Annotated in this window: 24 protein-coding genes; all 24 read left to right on the forward strand. The window is 34.6% G+C overall.

The window, feature by feature from the left end; translation table 11 throughout:
• The first annotated feature begins 3 nt into the window (after positions 1 to 3).
• The 24 genes from NST63_RS00950 to NST63_RS01065 all read left to right on the forward strand — a co-directional run bounded on the left by NST63_RS00950 (position 4) and on the right by NST63_RS01065 (position 17,308).
• Positions 4 to 1,206: a phage portal protein gene (locus tag NST63_RS00950; RefSeq protein ID WP_341041038.1), complete on the forward strand. Its 1,203-nt coding sequence runs from the start codon at positions 4 to 6 to the stop codon at positions 1,204 to 1,206.
• Positions 1,175 to 1,750, forward strand: a complete 576-nt coding sequence (locus NST63_RS00955) for an HK97 family phage prohead protease (RefSeq protein ID WP_341041039.1) — start codon at positions 1,175 to 1,177, stop codon at positions 1,748 to 1,750. Before NST63_RS00950 ends, NST63_RS00955 begins: the two co-directional genes overlap by 32 nt.
• Positions 1,743 to 3,092, forward strand: a complete 1,350-nt coding sequence (locus NST63_RS00960) for a phage major capsid protein (protein ID WP_341041040.1) — start codon at positions 1,743 to 1,745, stop codon at positions 3,090 to 3,092. Before NST63_RS00955 ends, NST63_RS00960 begins: the two co-directional genes overlap by 8 nt.
• A gap of 1 nt (position 3,093) precedes the next feature.
• A complete protein-coding gene (locus NST63_RS00965) occupies positions 3,094 to 3,357 on the forward strand; it encodes a head-tail connector protein (RefSeq protein WP_341041041.1) in 264 nt (87 codons plus the stop codon).
• A complete protein-coding gene (locus tag NST63_RS00970) occupies positions 3,335 to 3,673 on the forward strand; it encodes a phage head closure protein (protein WP_341041042.1) in 339 nt (112 codons plus the stop codon). The genes NST63_RS00965 and NST63_RS00970 overlap by 23 nt, the downstream gene beginning before the upstream one ends.
• Positions 3,673 to 4,098, forward strand: coding sequence for an HK97 gp10 family phage protein (locus NST63_RS00975; protein WP_341041043.1), 426 nt, complete (start codon positions 3,673 to 3,675; stop codon positions 4,096 to 4,098). Before NST63_RS00970 ends, NST63_RS00975 begins: the two co-directional genes overlap by 1 nt.
• Complete coding sequence (locus NST63_RS00980; protein ID WP_341041044.1) at positions 4,098 to 4,574, forward strand: phage tail terminator family protein; 477 nt, start codon at positions 4,098 to 4,100, stop codon at positions 4,572 to 4,574. Before NST63_RS00975 ends, NST63_RS00980 begins: the two co-directional genes overlap by 1 nt.
• 5 nt (positions 4,575 to 4,579) lie before the next feature.
• On the forward strand, positions 4,580 to 5,638 hold the full coding sequence (locus NST63_RS00985) for a phage tail sheath C-terminal domain-containing protein (RefSeq protein ID WP_341041045.1): 1,059 nt from the start codon (positions 4,580 to 4,582) through the stop codon (positions 5,636 to 5,638).
• Positions 5,639 to 5,651: 13 nt separating this feature from the next.
• Entirely contained in the window at positions 5,652 to 6,086 is a 435-nt protein-coding gene (locus NST63_RS00990) for a phage tail tube protein (RefSeq protein WP_341041046.1), read from the forward strand.
• 16 nt (positions 6,087 to 6,102) lie between these two features.
• The gene (locus NST63_RS00995) at positions 6,103 to 6,495 is read left to right on the forward strand and encodes a phage tail assembly chaperone (RefSeq protein WP_341041047.1); all 393 of its coding nucleotides are present in this window, start codon (positions 6,103 to 6,105) and stop codon (positions 6,493 to 6,495) included.
• Positions 6,496 to 6,687: 192 nt separating this feature from the next.
• Positions 6,688 to 8,733, forward strand: a complete 2,046-nt coding sequence (locus NST63_RS01000) for a phage tail tape measure protein (protein ID WP_341041048.1) — start codon at positions 6,688 to 6,690, stop codon at positions 8,731 to 8,733.
• A gap of 11 nt (positions 8,734 to 8,744) precedes the next feature.
• Complete coding sequence (locus tag NST63_RS01005; RefSeq protein ID WP_341041049.1) at positions 8,745 to 9,164, forward strand: hypothetical protein; 420 nt, start codon at positions 8,745 to 8,747, stop codon at positions 9,162 to 9,164.
• Positions 9,165 to 9,167: 3 nt separating this feature from the next.
• Positions 9,168 to 10,142: an XkdQ/YqbQ family protein gene (locus NST63_RS01010; RefSeq protein WP_341041050.1), complete on the forward strand. Its 975-nt coding sequence runs from the start codon at positions 9,168 to 9,170 to the stop codon at positions 10,140 to 10,142.
• Positions 10,142 to 10,540: a DUF2577 family protein gene (locus NST63_RS01015; protein WP_341041051.1), complete on the forward strand. Its 399-nt coding sequence runs from the start codon at positions 10,142 to 10,144 to the stop codon at positions 10,538 to 10,540. Before NST63_RS01010 ends, NST63_RS01015 begins: the two co-directional genes overlap by 1 nt.
• Positions 10,540 to 10,971 (forward strand): DUF2634 domain-containing protein, encoded by a 432-nt coding sequence (locus tag NST63_RS01020; protein WP_341041052.1) that lies wholly within the window; start codon positions 10,540 to 10,542, stop codon positions 10,969 to 10,971. Before NST63_RS01015 ends, NST63_RS01020 begins: the two co-directional genes overlap by 1 nt.
• Positions 10,971 to 12,038 carry a baseplate J/gp47 family protein gene (locus NST63_RS01025; protein WP_341041053.1) on the forward strand — a complete coding sequence of 356 codons (1,068 nt, stop codon included), beginning with the start codon at positions 10,971 to 10,973 and terminating at the stop codon, positions 12,036 to 12,038. The genes NST63_RS01020 and NST63_RS01025 overlap by 1 nt, the downstream gene beginning before the upstream one ends.
• The gene (locus NST63_RS01030) at positions 12,028 to 12,645 is read left to right on the forward strand and encodes a putative phage tail protein (protein WP_341041054.1); all 618 of its coding nucleotides are present in this window, start codon (positions 12,028 to 12,030) and stop codon (positions 12,643 to 12,645) included. Before NST63_RS01025 ends, NST63_RS01030 begins: the two co-directional genes overlap by 11 nt.
• The gene (locus NST63_RS01035) at positions 12,645 to 13,316 is read left to right on the forward strand and encodes a hypothetical protein (RefSeq protein ID WP_341041055.1); all 672 of its coding nucleotides are present in this window, start codon (positions 12,645 to 12,647) and stop codon (positions 13,314 to 13,316) included. The genes NST63_RS01030 and NST63_RS01035 overlap by 1 nt, the downstream gene beginning before the upstream one ends.
• A gap of 52 nt (positions 13,317 to 13,368) precedes the next feature.
• Positions 13,369 to 15,696 carry a hypothetical protein gene (locus tag NST63_RS01040; RefSeq protein WP_341041056.1) on the forward strand — a complete coding sequence of 776 codons (2,328 nt, stop codon included), beginning with the start codon at positions 13,369 to 13,371 and terminating at the stop codon, positions 15,694 to 15,696.
• A complete protein-coding gene (locus NST63_RS01045) occupies positions 15,693 to 15,902 on the forward strand; it encodes an XkdW family protein (RefSeq protein WP_341041057.1) in 210 nt (69 codons plus the stop codon). The genes NST63_RS01040 and NST63_RS01045 overlap by 4 nt, the downstream gene beginning before the upstream one ends.
• Positions 15,902 to 16,039 (forward strand): XkdX family protein, encoded by a 138-nt coding sequence (locus tag NST63_RS01050; protein ID WP_341041059.1) that lies wholly within the window; start codon positions 15,902 to 15,904, stop codon positions 16,037 to 16,039. The genes NST63_RS01045 and NST63_RS01050 overlap by 1 nt, the downstream gene beginning before the upstream one ends.
• A 37-nt stretch (positions 16,040 to 16,076) precedes the next feature.
• The gene (locus NST63_RS01055; RefSeq protein WP_341041060.1) at positions 16,077 to 16,304 is read left to right on the forward strand and encodes a BhlA/UviB family holin-like peptide; all 228 of its coding nucleotides are present in this window, start codon (positions 16,077 to 16,079) and stop codon (positions 16,302 to 16,304) included.
• Entirely contained in the window at positions 16,304 to 16,546 is a 243-nt protein-coding gene (locus NST63_RS01060) for a hypothetical protein (RefSeq protein ID WP_341041061.1), read from the forward strand. Before NST63_RS01055 ends, NST63_RS01060 begins: the two co-directional genes overlap by 1 nt.
• Positions 16,547 to 16,582: 36 nt before the next feature.
• Positions 16,583 to 17,308 carry a peptidoglycan recognition protein family protein gene (locus NST63_RS01065; RefSeq protein WP_341041062.1) on the forward strand — a complete coding sequence of 242 codons (726 nt, stop codon included), beginning with the start codon at positions 16,583 to 16,585 and terminating at the stop codon, positions 17,306 to 17,308.
• The last annotated feature ends 33 nt before the right edge of the window (positions 17,309 to 17,341 follow it).

Genomic DNA, 17,341 nt, shown 5'->3' on the forward strand with positions numbered 1-17,341 from the left:
AAATTGAGATTAAGAGATAGGTTTTCAAATTTTCTTTATAGACAAGCTGAAAAGCGTGGATGGTTAGATGATTATAAAAGATCAATCCGTTATGGCGGACGTTATGTTAATGATGAAAACATTCTTGAATCAAGTGATGTATATGAATTGTTGCAGGATATTAGCAATCAAATGATGTTAGCAGAAATAGTTGTAGTAGATGAAAGTGGAAATGAAATGAAAAATGATCCTGCAATAAGGATAATGTCCAATCCTAATAATTATCTTACACAGTCAGAGTATATAAAGCTAATGACAAATACTTATTTATTGCAAGGTGAGGTATATCCAGTATTGGATTCCAATCAACTACATCTAGCAGCAAATGTTTATACGGAACTTGATGATAGATTAATAGAGCATTACAAAATAGGTGGAATAGAAATTCCTTCTTTCATGATAAGGCACATAAAAAATATTGGTACAAATCACTTAAAAGGGGTTGGGATTTTAGAACTTGGTAAAAGCACCCTAGAAGGCGTTATGAGCGCCGAAAAGGTTTTGACAGACAAATACTCTAAAGGTGGTTTACTCGCTTATCTGCTCAAACTGGACGCTCATATAAACCCTCAAAACGCTGCCCAGTCAAAATTAATAAAAGCAGTATTGGATCAATTAGAAGCAATTGATGAATCACGATCAGTAAAAATGATTCCATTAGGCAAAGGATATTCTATTGATACGATGAAAAGTGCAATAGAAGACGAAAAGATCCTTGCCTATTTAAATGTTTATAAAAAGGATCTAGGCAAGTTCTTAGGAATAAATGTAGATACATATATAGCATTAACTAAATCAGATTTAGAAAAAGCAATGATGTATTTACATAACAAAGCAGTTAAACCGATAATGAAAAATTTTGAAGACCATTTGAGTCTTCTTTTTTTTGGAAAAAATTCAGGGAAACGTATCAAATTTAAGATAAATGTTCTTGATTTCGTTACTTATAGCACGAAAACAAATATCGGTTACAACATTGTCCGAACAGGAATTACATCACCAGATAATGTTGCTGACATGCTTGGATTCCCTAAACAAAATACACCAGAAACACAAGCAATCTATATTTCTAATGATCTATCAAAAATTGGTGAGAAAAAGGCAACTGATGATTCTTTGAAGGGGGGTGATGATAATGACAAGGAAAAGGGAAATGAGGACGTTTAACATCACCAGTCTTTCAAAAAGAGATGGAACAAATGAACAACCTTTAATGATTAGCGGCTATGCATCCGTATTTAATTCTAAAACTTCTATTGGTGATTATTTTGAGGAAGTAATTGCACCAGGTGCATTTGCACGTTCGCTTGCTGAAAATGATGTCAGAGCATTGTTCAATCATAACTGGGATAAAGTCCTGGGACGTACAAAAAGCGGAACTCTTCGATTGATGGAAGATGAACGTGGTTTAAAGTTTGAAGTGGATTTACCCAATACTACAGCTGCACGTGATTTAGTTGAAAGTATGGAACGAAAAGATATTGATCAATGTTCATTTGGATTTATTGCAACTGAAGAAGATTGGAACTACTCGGTTGAACCTGCATTAAGGACAGTGATTGAAGCCGATCTTTTTGAAATTTCGGTGGTGTCAATTCCTGCTTATGATGATACTGAAGCAGCACTTGTCAGAAGTAAAGAGATTGATAGATCAGTTGAAAAACGAATTAAAATATTAAACCAAATAAAAGGAGTTATGGGAAATGAATAAAAAAATGTTGCTAGCATTACAAAAGAGAAATAAAGCAAGACTTACTGAATTGCGTACAAAATTAGAAAAGAATGAAGTACGTGAAGAAGATTTAGAAGCAGTTCAAGAGGAAGTAACTGAACTTGCAGAGGAAGCGCAAGCTATTGCAGATGCATTAGCTGAACTTGGTGATGATCCAGAAGATCCACCAGCTGATCCAGAAAATCCAGAAGGAGATCCAGAAAATCGTGATGAAGATCCAAAAGATCCAGAAGATCCACCAGTTGATCCTGAGAACCGTTCAAGTATAACACCGGAACAACGTGATGGAATTATGAAGCAAATTGGCAAAGGTCTTTCTACACGTGGGCATAAATCTACTAAAACAAAAGAAAAAGAAATTCGTTCTGCATTTGCTAACTTTGTAGTCGGAAATATTTCTGAAGCTGAAGCACGTTCACTAGGAATTGAAGCTGGTAATGGTTCAGTTACTATTCCAGAAGTCATTGCTTCAGAGATTATCACATATGCACAAGAAGAAAATTTATTACGGAAATACGGTTCTACCCATAGAACAAAAGGTGATGTTAAATATCCAGTATTAGTTAAGAAAGCTGATGCCAATGTTCGCAAGAAAGAACGTGGAAATGGTGATGAAATTCCTGAAACAGCTATTGAATTTGATGAAATTCTACTTGATCCAGCTGAATTTGATGCATTAGCAACAGTTACAAAGAAATTAATTAAAATGTCTGGTGTGAATGTGGAAGACATTGTTATTGAAGAGTTGAAAAAAGCTTATGTTCGTAAAGAAACTAATTATATGTTTAATGGTAATGATGCTGGGAACGAAAACCCAGGCGCACTTGCTAAAAAATCAGTTCAATATTATGAATCTGAAACAGTTGATATTAACGCAGCAGGATATTCTCAAAAGTTATATCAACAACTAGTTAAACTTAAAGGACAACCAGTTACAGAAGTGCTTAAAAAATCAATGTGGATTATCAACCGTGCTGCATTAACAGTATTAGAAGGAATGACTGATACTACTGGAAAGCCTTTATTACATGAAGTATCTGAAGGTGTAGGGTATAAATTACTTGGTCATAAAGTGGACTTTACAGATGCAGCCGATGGATCAGATCCAACTAAACCAGTTTTCTATTTTGGTGATTTTAAAGCATTCCACATTCAAGATGTAATTGGTGGTATGGAATTACAGAAATTAATTGAAAAATATTCTGGAACAAACAAAGTTGGTTTCCAAATTTACAACTTGCTTGATGGTCAATTAGTTTATTCTCCATTTGAACCAGCGGTTTATCGTTATGAAGTCGGAGCAACAAAACCTGGTGCTTAATATGGATCAATTAATTCCTAAGTTAAAAAGTCATATTCATTGTGAAGAGGACATGGATGATTCCATGCTCTCTTTTTATATTGAACAGGCTAGAAAATACGTGGAAAATGCGACAGGCAAACAGACCGATTATTTAGTAATTATGGTAGCCGGCATTTATTATGAATATCGTGTTTCTGAAAAGGAATTAGGTGATGCTTTGGATGCCATGACACCTTTCTTTGTCCAGGAGGTTTATAGCGATGCCGAAGAGACAAACCAATAAATTCAAACATCTTATTGACATCTATGAAAATAAAAAAGTTATAAATGAACTTGATGAAACAACATATAAATTTGAAAAAATAAAATCTATTTATGCTGAAATTATTCCTCAAACAGGTAATTTGCAAAAACAACAGGCTGATACAATCCTAACAAATGTCACCCATAAAATAATTGTCCGTTATTTATCAGGTAAGGACGTTACAAAGGACATGCAAATACTCTTTCGTGGTCATCGTTTTGAAATTAAGTACATTCTTAATCCTTATTTCAAAAATGAAACACTAGAAATTTTCTGTCAGGAGTTGATGAACTGATGGATTTTAAGATGGAAGGATTAACGGATTTCCAAAAGGATTTGTTGGAGGTTGCACAAAAAAAGTTACCAAAAGAATCCTATAAGATTATGAGGAAAATTGGCAGTAAGGCAAGAACCGATGTATCAAGGCTTGCTAAAAGTGCAGTTAAAAAAGATACTGGTGCTTATCATAAACGCTTTAAACGAGGAAAAGTGTTTAGAGATCGTGAAAATCAGATTGTTGTTCGTATTATTAATTCATCCCCTCATGCTCATTTGATTGAAAATGGTCATAGACAAGTTACTAAGGATGGAAAGGAAGTAGGTTTTGTTCCTGGTAAACATGTAATGGAGAAGGGTATGAAAAAATTCGATAATAGCGGTAAGTTTGAAGATATGTTAATTGACTGGTTGGATGATATGTTAGACAGTGGTGGTTTATGATGATTAGTTATAAAGATATTAAAAAAGCTATTAATTCAAAGATTAAAAGTGAATTTAATAATATTGCAATCAATAGCAATGATGTGAAAGAAGGTTTTGAAAGACCTTCTTTTTTTGTGCAGTTAGATACAAATGGACGTTCAAGTGATGTTAATCAGATTTATAAAGATTTAACAGTTCGGATAAATTATTTTCCTTCTGATGAAAATGATTATTCTATTGAGTTAATGGACGTCCAGGAACAACTTGAAGGAATCTTTGAATTAAAGCTAAAAGTGCAAGATCGTTTGTTTAATATAGATGAAACCAATAGCGAAATAACGGATGGTGTGCTGGAATTTTCTTTTGATATTAATTTCTATGATGGTCGTGAATTTGATGGTTTAGAGAACTTACCAGATGAAATCTCTGATAAGGAATTTTATGAAAAGCATCCAATTGAAAAGATGGAAGAATTAGAGATTGAAAAGGAGTGATCAAAGTGGGTTTACCTGAAATAAATATTGAATTTAAAGGCAAAGCAGTAACCGCAGTACAACGAAGTCAATTAGGTATTGTTGCACTAATTTTAAAAGATGATGTAGGTAACTTTGATACGAAAATTTACAAAGGTATTGAAGAAATTGAAGCATCTGATTGGACACCGGAAGTTTTAGACTACATTCATAAAACCTTTAAAGGTACACCGAGTAAAGTTATTTGTGAACGTTTAGCTTCAGACGTAACAGATTACAACGAAGCTTTAAAACGTCTGAATAATAAACGATTTAATTACCTTGCAATTCCTCAAATTGATGGAAAAGATACTAGCCTAATTTCAACATGGATTAAAACAAAACGTGAAAATAATAAAAAGACTTTTAAAGCTGTCCTTCCAAATGAACAAGCAGATCATGAAGGAGTTATTAACTTTACTACTTCAGGAATTAAGGTTGGCGAAAATGAATATACCACTGCCGAATATACTGCACGAATTGCTGGAATATTAGCAGGTTTACCGTTCACACGTTCTTCAACTTATTATGAGTTGAACGAAATAGACAGTATTACAGAAATTGATGATCCAGATGCAGCAGTAGACAACGGAGAACTAATCCTTATTAATGATGGTGAAAAAATAAAGATTGGTCGCGGTGTTAATAGTTTAACATCTACAACCACATCAAAAACAGAGGATTTTAAATCAATTCGTGTTGTTGAAGTAATGGATTTGATTAAGGATGATATTCGTACAACATACAATGATCATTATGTTGGTAAAGTAAATAACATTTATGACAATCAAGTCCTTTTCTTCCGTTCTATAAATGCATACTTCACAGACCTCTCAGGGAATGAACTTCTTGATCCTAACTTTGCAAATAAAGCAGATATAAATGTAAATGCTCAAAGACTTGCTTGGGAAGGTATCGGAACCGATACAAGTAGTTGGGATGATCAGAAGGTAAAAGAAAGATCATTTAAGAAAAATGTTTTTGCTGCGGCAAATATTAAGATTGTGGATACAATGGAAGACTTAGACTTTGATATTGCTATATAAGGAGGTTTGAAGAATGGAGAAAGTAAAATCTACCAGACAAATAAATGGAACATTTGGTTCCGTTTGGGTCAATAACGAAAAGTGGTTAGATGTTGAAAGCTTTGAAGCTAAAGTGACTATTGATTATGAAGATGTAAATATGGCTGAAGATTTAGCTACTCATAAGAAAATGACGGGATGGACTGGTGAAGGAACTTTGACAGTCAAAAAAGTCTATAGTCGTGGAGCTTCTTTATTAGCCGATGGTGTAAAGAAAGGTCAATTGCCTGAAATAAATCTAGTTGGAAAACTTGCTGATCCAGATGCTTTTGGTGCTGAACGTGTAGCAATAAATGAGGTAACTTTTAACGAATTTATGTTAATGCAATTTGAACAAAAAACCCTTGCGACAGAAGAATTACCATTTAACTTTGCAGACTATGATCCAATTGATTTAATAAGTGCTTAAAGGAGAGAAAAGAAAAATGACTGAGATCAAAAAATTAACACTAACTGATTTAATTAAGGAAAAAGAGAAATATCAAGTAAAGAAGGATGTAACAGAGGAGTTATATATTCAACGTTTAGATGCAAGTATTACCATTCGTAAACCAGAACGTTCATTGTGTCTTGATACCATATCAATGTCCAGGGATAAAGATCAAGCAGATCAAGCAGATGTTTACATGACATATAATATTGTTGTTGAACCTGATTTGAAAGATACTGAATTACAAAAAGCATATGGGTGTGTTGAACCAACTGATATTGTAGAAAAAATCTTTGATCCAGGTGAAATTGCTAGTATTTCTCAAGCAGGATTAGAACTATCGGGGTACATTAGCAGCGCAAAAAGGGTAAAAGACTTAAAAAACTAATTAAAAGTGATGATGATTTTTACTTTCTTCATCACTTTATTCATAAAGGGCGTAAATTAAGTGATCTATTAAATCTACCTTTTGACGAAAAAGAATTTATGATAGCAAGCATGGATTTATATTTTGACGAAGAAAAAGCCAGATGGGGAACCAAATAGGCTTTTTCTTTTTTTATTGAGGTGGTGAGAACATTTGGCAGGAAAAAGGGTCATTTCTGGTGTTCTGACACTTAAAGACAAGAACTTTGCTTCTGGTGTTAAAAAGGCTACTGGTGGAGTAAAAGATTTAGAACAGAAGGTAAAGTATACAGGCAATCAAATTAAACAGTTTGGAGCAACTGCCGTTTCAAGTTTTTCTTCAGTTGCTAAGGGTGTAACAGGTGTTGTTAGTGCCTGGGCAGGTATAGCATCCATTGGGGCAGTTGGATCAGCAATTATTGAAACTGAAACAGCATTTGATCGTTTATCAGCTAAAACAGGCATAGTTGGAGCCGACTTAAAAGGATTAGAAGGAATTGCAAAAGATGTATTTAAGGCAGGTTTTGGCGAAAGTATAGACGAAGTGACCAGTGAAATAGGCACATTAAAAGCAATGTTTAAAGGCTTGAATGATAAGGAATTAAAAGATCTTGCTATGGGTGCGAGTACAATCAGTGATTTATGGGGCGCAGGAGTGAACGAGGTTGGAAAATCCGTCAAAACAATGACTGCAAACTTTAAAGGACTGTCTGAAAATACCGCAATGGATTTAATGACAACTGCATTTCAAAAGACAGGTGACTATGCAGGGGATCTTTTAGATACCTTCAACGAGTATTCAGGATATTTTGCAGACATGGGCATGAATGCTGAAGAATTTACAAACATGCTCATTAAAGGTGCAGATGCAGGAGCCTTCAACCTTGATAAAGTTGGAGATGCCATTAAAGAATTAGGAATAAGGGCAATAGATGGATCAGATTCAACAGCAGAAGGTTTCAAACTAATTGGATTAAAAGCTGATGAAATGGCTGATAAGTTTGCAGCTGGTGGCGATACTGCAAAAGGTGCATTCAATGCAACCGTGGCTGGTCTTGCTGCAATGAAAGATCCAGTTAAAAGAAATGCTGCTGGTGTAGCTTTGTTTGGAACACAATGGGAAGACCTAAGAAGTAAAGTAGTTCTAGCAATGAGTGATGGAAAAGATGCTTTAGGAGATTTTGAAGGAGCCACTAAAAAGGCAGAAGAAGCCATACATAAAGGTTTTGGAGCAAGAATGACTAGTATGTGGCGAAACGTCAAAACAGGCATATCTGAAGCGTTTCAGGATTCAGGAGGATCAGAACTTTTAGATACCCTTGCAACTAAAGCTGAAGGTATAGTTCCTATATTCGGCAAGATGATGACAGGAGCCGTTAACTTTGCAAATAATGTTAAAAGTTATTGGCCACAAATTAAAGTAACCCTAGATACAATTAAAACAGGTTTAGGTGAAGTCAAAAATGGAATTGTCGGTGTTTACAATTTTATTTCTGGAAATTGGTCACTAATTGGACCGATTGTAATGGGTGTTGCTGGAGCAATAGGGGCATATAAGGCTGGAGTGATTGCAGTTACTGCAGCTCAAAACATTTGGAAGGGTGTAACCAACGGAGTAAAGATTGCTACAGCTTTATTGAATGGTACATTGGCTATTTCACCATTAGGGTGGGTTGCAATGGCTATTGGAGCCGTTATTGCGGTGGGTGTCCTTCTTTGGCAAAACTGGGACACGGTAAAAGAAAAAGCAGGGCAATTATGGGATATGCTTACTAATGCTTGGACTGGAATTTCAGAAGGATTTTCAGGAATGTGGGAAGGCATGAAGTCTGCTGCACGAACAGGGGTAAATTTTATTATTGGCGGTATTAATGAAATGATAGAAGGCTTTAATAATTTTGCTTCTATTAAAATCCCTGATTGGGTGCCTGGTATTGGTGGAAAAGGATTTGAAATGAATATCCCTACTATTCCCCAATTTGCAAAGGGTACACAGTATTTTACTGGTGGACTTGCTCAAATTAATGAACGTGGTGGAGAAATTGTTGATCTTCCAAATGGATCACGTGTCTATCCTCATGATAAAAGTGTTCAAATGGCTAGGAATGAGGGTAAAAGTGTAGTCATTGAAAAAATCATTATTCAGGGTATGGATAAAACTACTGATGAAATAATGGATGAAATGGTATCAAAAATAGAAAAGGCTTTAGCAAACATGTAGGAGGTGAGAGAGTGGATATATTTTTAAGTATCAATAACAGAGAACAAGTTATACAGCTTCCTATTGTCCCTTCTGAATTTAAAATTCCTAGTCCAGTAAATAATGAAACCTATACGACTATTAATCAAGGTGATATAAAATTAATTGGTCTTAGGGGTCTTAAAGCAATAACAATTTCCTCATTTTTCCCAGCAAAGGATTATCCATTTTCCAGAGATAAAACTTATCATGGATGGGAGTATGTTGAAATTATAGAATCATGGATTGACAGAAGAATACCTATTAGATTGGTCGCTACAAATACACCAGTCAATTTACCTATGGTTATTGATAACTTTGAATATGGATTGCAAGATGGTACTGGTGATGTATATTATTCTCTCTCATTATCCGAATTTAAGTTTGTTAATTTGGTTAAAAAGAAGGTGTGATTAATGGGTCATGAATTATGGTTAGTTAAGGGTGGTACTATGACCAACATTACACCAATTATTGGCTCAATTAGTTGGAAAAGTAACATTGATGAATTAGGTGATCAGATAGATTTTGATATAGCTTATAATGATTCACGTTTCCACCCAAAAAATCCATGTGACTTAGGTGATATGGTTATTTTGAAAAATGGAGATTATGAAATCACTAGATCAATAATTGTAGATGAAACTAAGCAGGGAAGAGATCCGATTACTTATACTTCTTATGATTTTGCCTTTTACCTAAACAAATCAAATGCCGTCTACCAATTTAATAAAATCACTGCGGATCAAGCGATAAAAAAGATTTGTAAAGATTTTAATGTACCTATTGGAAAAATTGTATCTATGCCAACAAAAATCAATAAAATTTTTAATGATAAAAAAGTAAGTGATATTATCAAAGAAATTATTGGAATGGCTGAACAAAAGCAAGGAATAAAGTATTTAATGGAGATGCGACAAGGAAAATTATTTATTGAAAAACAATCGGATCTAATTATTAAAGGTACATTTAAACTTGCTAAAAATTTATCTGAAGTTGATGTAACAGCAGCTATTTCTAATCCTTCAAAAAAACGTAGTATAACTGACATGATAAATTCCATTCAAATAGTTTCAAATGATAAATTAATTTTAACTAAAGAAAACAGTTCCTTGGTTAATAAATACGGCAAATTACAAAAGGTTGTTTCTTTAGATCAGGATGAAAAAAGAAGTGCTTCACAAATTGCACAAAACGAACTGAAACAATTGGCTAAAATCGTTGAAGAAACAAGTATAGAATTATTAGGTGATGACCGAGTAAAATCAGGGCGTTTACTTCAACTTAAAGAACCGATAACTGGAATAGTTGGCACATATTTAATTAAAGATGTAGGTCATACAATCAGTGGTGGTTTTCACAAGATGTCACTTGGATTAGAGGTGAAATAATGGGAACCAAAATGGCGAAATTATTTAAAGATAGAGATAACCAAATTCCTTCATCAATTACTACTGGAAAAGTCATATCTCCTCCACCAAATGCAAAAATAAGGCTAAATGATGTTGTTATTTTATATAACAATAATCTGGTATGGTCTGCACATATGCTTGAAGAATATGAACGAGAATTAGAATTAAAAGGAGAAATAAAATTCACTGATTCTGATTGTGGATCTACTTCTGATGGTGCTACTGTTACAACCTTAAATGTTGATACAACCTTTGAAGCGAAAGACGTTAAGATGACAACAAAAGACACTGTAAAAGAAGGTGATGAAGTTATCTTAATGCCAACAACAGATGATCAATTATACTTTGTATTATGTAAGGCGGTGAGGTTCGAATAATGCTGCCACAAATAACAGAATTAGAATTTGATACAGAAACTATTACAGAGGACTTGCCACCATTAGGTAAGTCTTTTTTATATGACTTTGATAAATGTGATTTTGTATTAAAAGATGGAAAAATGATTGAACTTCATGGAATTGATGTCTTAAAGCAATGGATTACAAAAGTTTTAAAAACAGAACGTTTTAGATTCCGAATTTATGATGGTGTTGAATACGGGGTGAGACTTGAAGATTTAATTGGATCAAATTTTCCACGTTCATTTATTGAAGCAGAAATTAAAAGAGAAGTGACAACATCATTACTTAGACACACTCATATCAGAAGTGTGGAGAATTGGGAATTTGAACGTGATGGGAAGTGGATGCGAATAAAATTCCGAGTAATAACTTTTGATGATTCTTTTGAACAGGAGGTGGAATTTTAGTGTTTGAAGATAAAAAAGCGAAAGAAATTCATAATGAAATGCTTAATGATATTTCAAATGAATATGACAAGACAGACGGATCATTTATTTACGATACTACGAAGCCTTCTGCAAACCAATTTGAAAAAGCTTATCAGTCTATGAATGAAGTAGTTGAAAAATTCGATGTGGATAATCTAACTGGTGAAGAACTAGAAAGGTTTATATATCAGAGAACCGGTCAAGAAAGACGAAAGGCTACTTTTTCAGTAGGAGAATTAGAAGTAAAGGGTAATGGAACCATAAATCAAGGTGATCTATTTGAAACTAAATCAGGGGTGCAATTTATTTCTACAGAAACCAAACTAATTAACCAGGTAGGTAATGTTAAAATTCGTGCTGTTATACCTGGCAATATCGGAAATACACCTGCACAACAAATCATTGAAATTCCAATATCCCTTGCTGGAATTAATAGTATTACAAATATTTATCCCACCACCGATGGTTATGATGAAGAATCAGACGATGATTTAAGAGAGCGATACAAGGAACGTATTCGAACCCCTGCAACCAGTGGAAATATTTATCATTATAAAAGTTGGGCGAAAGAAGTACCGGGTGTAGGGGAAGTTAAAGTTATTCCATTATGGAACGGTGATAACACAGTAAAAATTGTCATCATTGATTCTAATATGCAACCTGCATCCCCATTGCTTGTTCAAGAGGTACAGAAACATATAGATCCAAATGGAACAGGCTTAGGAGATGGACAAGCGCCTATAGGTGCTTATTGTACCGTTATTAGTGCAATTCCTATACCTATTAATTTAGTGTTTAATGCCACTCTAAAGGCTGGATATAGTGTGGAAGTAGCTGAAGAAAATGTTTCAAAAATGATAGTTGATTACTTGAAAAAGATAGCTTTCAAACAAGATTTTGTTTCTTATGCTCAATCAGGTAGTTTGATTTTGGATAGTGAAGGTGTGGAAGATTACTCTAATTTAAAAATTAATGATGAGGTTATTAATGTTTCAATAGGAAATGAAGAAATTGCGGTTCTTGGTGGTGTTGAGATTGTTCAATGAAATGATTAAAAGCATTCCTACCTATGAACGAAAAAGTAATATTTTCATAGAAAAATTTGAAGCTGAAGCAAAGCAATTCGGATTATTAGATGAACAGATCAAGGATATTCAAAAGCAATTTATTGTTGATACAGCTACTTGGGGACTAGTTTTTTATGAAAAGGAATTAGATCTTGTTGTTTCTCCTAACAGTACATTAGAGAGTAGACGAGCAGCAATAAAAGCAAAATGGCGGTCAGGGGGAAAAGTTGACCGTGCTTTACTGGAAGCAGTTGCTTCATCAATTTTGCAGACAGTTGTAAAAGTTGAATTTGATGGGAAGATCGTATTTCGTTTTAATGCAAATGACAATAAAAACCCTAATTTAAATTACCCTTTATTTGATTACATGATAAATGAAATTAAACCTGCACATCTAGGTGCATTAATTAAAATTAGCAATCAAATAGAATTTCATCAATTTTATGGTGGGGTTATTTCTGTAAGAAAAAGAATCACAATCAACCCTATTAAATTCACAATGCCTAATCTTAATTTAGATGTTACTACAGCAGGTATTATTTCCATACGAAACAAAACAACCATTAAGCCGGAGGTGATTCATTAATGGCAGATTACACAAATATGTACATGACCAAAAAGGGTCGTAAATTACAAGCTAAAGCAGAGTCAGGGGTTTTATTAAAATTTACAAAGGTTTCTATTGGGGATGGTCAAAACAACGGTCAAAACATAGATGATCTTACAGCTTTAATCAGTCCTAAAAAAGATTTAGGAATCTCAGGTATTCAAGTTGAAATAGATCAATGTAAGATCCATTCTTCTATTGATAACGAAGGATTAACAGAAGGGTTTTATGTTTGGGAAGTAGGTCTTTTTGCTGAAGATCCAGATGAAGGAGAAATTCTTTTTGGAATTATCTTTGCAAAAGAAGCCGACTTTCTACCTGCTAACGGTGGTACAACTGGTGTTAATGCAGAATTTGAAATTATTGTTATAGTTGGCAATGCTAAAGAAATAACAGCCGTTATATCTAACACTGGCTATGTTTCCAGGGAAGAATTTAATAAATTGGTTATTCGGTTGGATGCTACTAGTCAAAGGGCAGAAAAGAACACCGATGATATTTCCAAAATATCATTAAAACTAACAAACCTAGAACAATCCTTCTCTAATAACTTCACAAACAATCAATTCACAGAGGATTTTTATACGCTTGACGATGTGATTGTTAGTCGTGGGGTTTATGACAGTGTAAATAAGAGGTTGGTGATGTAGGAATGTATCAAGTAATTCGAACATTTACCATTGAAACAGGGGAGGTAATTTAATGGTTTGGACACCAATAGGGACTAAGGGACAATGCGGGAATTTACTTTCACCAATCTACCCTACGGTAGTGTTTGACTTTTCTAAATATGATTATAGATTGAATTTATGGTCAAATAACGGCGGCGGATCACTTCAGATGCGAGCGTTGAATGAAAATAACTATACTTACAAAGATTTTGGATATATATCACCCGGCGTTTATCCTATTTCAAATGATGGCTTGATACCGGGTAATTCCCTTGTGACATTCGAAGGAAACACCTTTAGTGGAGCCACAGAATTTTATTGGCAATTAGAACAACAACCAAAAAACACCGCGCCAACAACGCCAGGAGTATTCACGCAACTGACGGGAAATTTAGAGATTGGCGATAGTAGGGTGTTGACGTGGGGAGGGTCTACGGACGCACAAACGACAACCCTAACTTATGTTTTGGAACAATCAATAGATGGAGCGACTTGGACGGGGTTAAAAAGAGTAACGACACCGAGTACAAGCGTTAGTACAGAAATCACCATACCTACCGCAAAAACATTAAAATTCCGAGTGAAAGCGGTGGATTCCGAAGGACTAGAAAGCGCATGGAGAGAAAGCGCCGTTTTCACCGTCACAAAGCCAAAGTATTATTGGAGTAAGTATAATATAGACAAAGTTAAGACGTATTTTTTAAAAGAATATATTGCGTCCCAAACCGCTTATTTAACGAGAATATATGTTAATGCAAGATATACATTTTACCCGTCGTATACTTTCGATGAAATCACAGGAGAAATCAAAGGGTCTGGAAATCCGCGTGACGGATATCCGAGAGAAAATGTTGGATGGTATATAATCATTGGTAAAATATATGCATTCAAAGCTAGTTCATCAGAGTTTACGTATATTGTTAATGATGATCCTCCACAACAGTGTCAAGAGGGTATTATTTACCAATCAACTACAACTGGACAAACGAAGGACGTTAGAGGATCACTCATTCAATCCGGTATCATAGCCGAAGAAGGAACATACCCAACCGATGGGCAACAAGGTGGATATTGGTGGGTACGAGGTAGCCGCGTCAATCAATCCATTGCACCGCCGGGGCCAATTACAACAACAAAACAAGGTACAATACTAAAACCGGATGAGTTAGTAACATTTACATTCAATCCTAGTACATCACCTAATATAAAGCGTTACGATTGGGAAATGCAGTACAACGAAAATGGTTTTAGTGTACAAACGAATGATATTAGTACGACTAGGAATTACAGGACTACTACTAATAAGTCATTTACAAAAGTTCAATTTAGAGTACGCGCACAGGATACTAATAACGTATATTCTGATTATATTTATTCGGACGTTTACGTGATCCAACACAATGTAACTCCTACTATTCTTTTAAATACAGCCAATAACTTCATAATGTCTGAAACAGAAGGACAAAATGAGGTTCTTGTGGATGGTAGCGCAAGGGATACGGATGCAAACGATAATATTATTATCAAAATGCAGATTAACGATGGAACAATTCGAAATATCCAATCTGCCTTATCAGACGGATCAACACCTATCGAGTTTTCGAAAAAAATCACATATAGCAATAAGCGTGTTTACGATGGTGCAACACCTTTAACAAATGATCTTCCTGAAAATGTGGATCACACATTAAAAGTATGGGCAGATGATGGACAAGGCGGTATATCTACAGTTGAGGAAAGAAAATTCCGAGTGATTCACAACAGACCACCTGTTATTTCTGGAACGGATGAAGATCTAGGGGAATTACTTGAAACACCATCAATCACATACCAGGTAGATGATCCTGAGAAACAAACAGCAACAATCACTGAAAGAATCAATGGTCAAGTCATTCGAACATTTGATGCAGAGTTAGGGGCAGAATACAAAATAGAAATCCCTATTGAAATGTGGATTCCTTTGCAACTTGAACAGGAACACAAGCTAACTATTGAAGCAAAGGACTCATTTGGGGCGAAATCAACTAGAACATACACATTTACAAGAACCGAAGATACGATTCAATTAGAATTAAAAAATCCTTTTGTTACGGATATAGCTGCAACTAGAATCCTTGTTACTCCTGATGTGTATTTACCGATTGGATCAACGATTGTTATTGAAGCATGTAACAATGCCTTTGATGAAGTACCTACATGGGAGGACGTAACTGGAATGGCTATGAATAAAAGAGGATTCCACTTTACGAATACAGAGAAAACAGCCGAGCAATGGGGAATTAATATCCGTTTTACCATCAACAAAGGAACAGCACATGACCAGGTTAAATTTAACGGTTTTGGGGGTGCGTTTGATTGAGAATCCTAAATGAAGTGCCATTAAGCAAAATTAAAGAAATTAGAGAAGCACAAGAAAGTATTCCAATTTCATTGGATGCTTTAGGACTTGAATTAGTGCAAGAAAAATTGGCTCATGCACAAACAAAGGAACTAGTCAAAACGCTTGGTCAAGAGTTGGTACAAACAAAGTTAGACATTGCACGTTTAAAAGGAGGTAACGCATAATGTCATTTTGGGAAAGGGCTTATAAAGTTGGTTGGGCAAGCAAAGATGACTTAAATTCAGCAGTACAATGGAACGAAATTACACCAGAAGAATATAAACAAATAACAAAAGAGGATTATGTAGCACCTGCAGAGTAGGTGTATTTTTTATGGTTTAAATTAGGAGGGGTTAACAATGTCAACTTTATGGGAGTTATTCACCGATGCAGCAAGCCTTTACGGTTTGCCTTTTGCTTTATTCATAGCTTTACTTTTATGGGTGCTATATACCAACAATCAAAGAGAAAACAGATATATTGCACGTGAAGATAAGTATGTAAATGTTATTCAAACTTTATCAGAAGATGTGAAAGAGCGTTTAACCAAAATCGAAACAAGAATGTTTAAAGGAGAGGATAAATAATGTTTGAAATACATGATGTGGCGATTATTCCATTAATTTTAGCTTTAGTTCAGTTTTTTAAGAAGGTAGGTTTACCAGAAAAATATTCTCCTGTTATAGCTGTCTTTTTTGGATTGTTAGCAGGTATTTTTTATTTAGATACACCAATAAAAGAAGGAATTATTGTTGGGTTGATGCTTGGTTTATCAGCAACAGGATTGTATAGTGGCACTAAAAATTTAGTGAAGAGTGATGGCAAATAGTCGTTACTCTTTTTTATTGAAAGGAGTGTATGAACGGTGGAAATTAATCAAAAATTTATTCCTAAATCAAATACTTTTACTCGTCCTGGTATCAAAATGAATCCTGAATATATTACTATTCATGAAACGGATAATACGGCTAAAGGTGCCAATGATGAAGCACATGCAAAATTACAATATAACGGAAATAGTAGACAAGCATCTTGGCATTTTCAAGTTGATGATGATTCTATTTATCAGTCATTGCCAACAAATGAGGTGGGTTGGCATGCAGGGGATGGAAATGGATCAGGTAATATGAAATCAATCGGTATAGAAATTTGTGTTAACAGTGATGGTGATTTTAAAAAGTCAGTAGAAAACGCTGCATGGTTAACAAATCATCTTATGAATACATTTAAAATACCATTGTCGAAAGTAGTACAACATAATCATTGGAGTGGAAAGAACTGTCCTAGAAATCTTAGAAGTGGAGCAAAAGGTATCAGCTGGAATGACTTTATTAATTTGGTGAAATCAGATATTAAAACAGAGGTGGCAAATGTGGAAAAGAAAATTTCTTTTTATACTGGTGGCTATTCTGGTGAATCACTACTAAAGGTTCATAATTTCCTTATCCAAAAAGGTTATTATTTTAAGCCTACTCGGAACGATGGCGGATCACTTTCATTTGAAATTGGACAGTTTACAGAAGGAACACCAAAAGCAAAAGAAATGGAACAGTTCTTAAAAAGCATTAATGCCTGGTTTAAAATTATTTAATAAAAAATCCCCTTCTCATTTGAGAGGGGGGCA

Source organism: Heyndrickxia sp. FSL W8-0496 (assembly GCF_038007825.1).
GTDB lineage: Bacteria > Bacillota > Bacilli > Bacillales > Bacillaceae_C > Heyndrickxia > Heyndrickxia oleronia.

Bases quoted from the DNA above. Each gene is read 5' to 3' on its own strand.
- NST63_RS00955 (WP_341041039.1), top strand. From the start codon at position 1,175: ATGACAAGGAAAAGGGAAATGAGGACGTTTAACATCACCAGTCTTTCA.
- NST63_RS00960 (WP_341041040.1), top strand. From the start codon at position 1,743: ATGAATAAAAAAATGTTGCTAGCATTACAAAAGAGAAATAAAGCAAGA.
- NST63_RS00965 (WP_341041041.1), top strand. From the start codon at position 3,094: ATGGATCAATTAATTCCTAAGTTAAAAAGTCATATTCATTGTGAAGAG.
- NST63_RS00970 (WP_341041042.1), top strand. From the start codon at position 3,335: ATGCCGAAGAGACAAACCAATAAATTCAAACATCTTATTGACATCTAT.
- NST63_RS00975 (WP_341041043.1), top strand. From the start codon at position 3,673: ATGGATTTTAAGATGGAAGGATTAACGGATTTCCAAAAGGATTTGTTG.
- NST63_RS00980 (WP_341041044.1), top strand. From the start codon at position 4,098: ATGATTAGTTATAAAGATATTAAAAAAGCTATTAATTCAAAGATTAAA.
- NST63_RS00990 (WP_341041046.1), top strand. From the start codon at position 5,652: ATGGAGAAAGTAAAATCTACCAGACAAATAAATGGAACATTTGGTTCC.
- NST63_RS00995 (WP_341041047.1), top strand. From the start codon at position 6,103: ATGACTGAGATCAAAAAATTAACACTAACTGATTTAATTAAGGAAAAA.
- NST63_RS01010 (WP_341041050.1), top strand. From the start codon at position 9,168: ATGGGTCATGAATTATGGTTAGTTAAGGGTGGTACTATGACCAACATT.
- NST63_RS01015 (WP_341041051.1), top strand. From the start codon at position 10,142: ATGGGAACCAAAATGGCGAAATTATTTAAAGATAGAGATAACCAAATT.
- NST63_RS01020 (WP_341041052.1), top strand. From the start codon at position 10,540: ATGCTGCCACAAATAACAGAATTAGAATTTGATACAGAAACTATTACA.
- NST63_RS01035 (WP_341041055.1), top strand. From the start codon at position 12,645: ATGGCAGATTACACAAATATGTACATGACCAAAAAGGGTCGTAAATTA.
- NST63_RS01040 (WP_341041056.1), top strand. From the start codon at position 13,369: ATGGTTTGGACACCAATAGGGACTAAGGGACAATGCGGGAATTTACTT.
- NST63_RS01050 (WP_341041059.1), top strand. From the start codon at position 15,902: ATGTCATTTTGGGAAAGGGCTTATAAAGTTGGTTGGGCAAGCAAAGAT.
- NST63_RS01055 (WP_341041060.1), top strand. From the start codon at position 16,077: ATGTCAACTTTATGGGAGTTATTCACCGATGCAGCAAGCCTTTACGGT.
- NST63_RS01060 (WP_341041061.1), top strand. From the start codon at position 16,304: ATGTTTGAAATACATGATGTGGCGATTATTCCATTAATTTTAGCTTTA.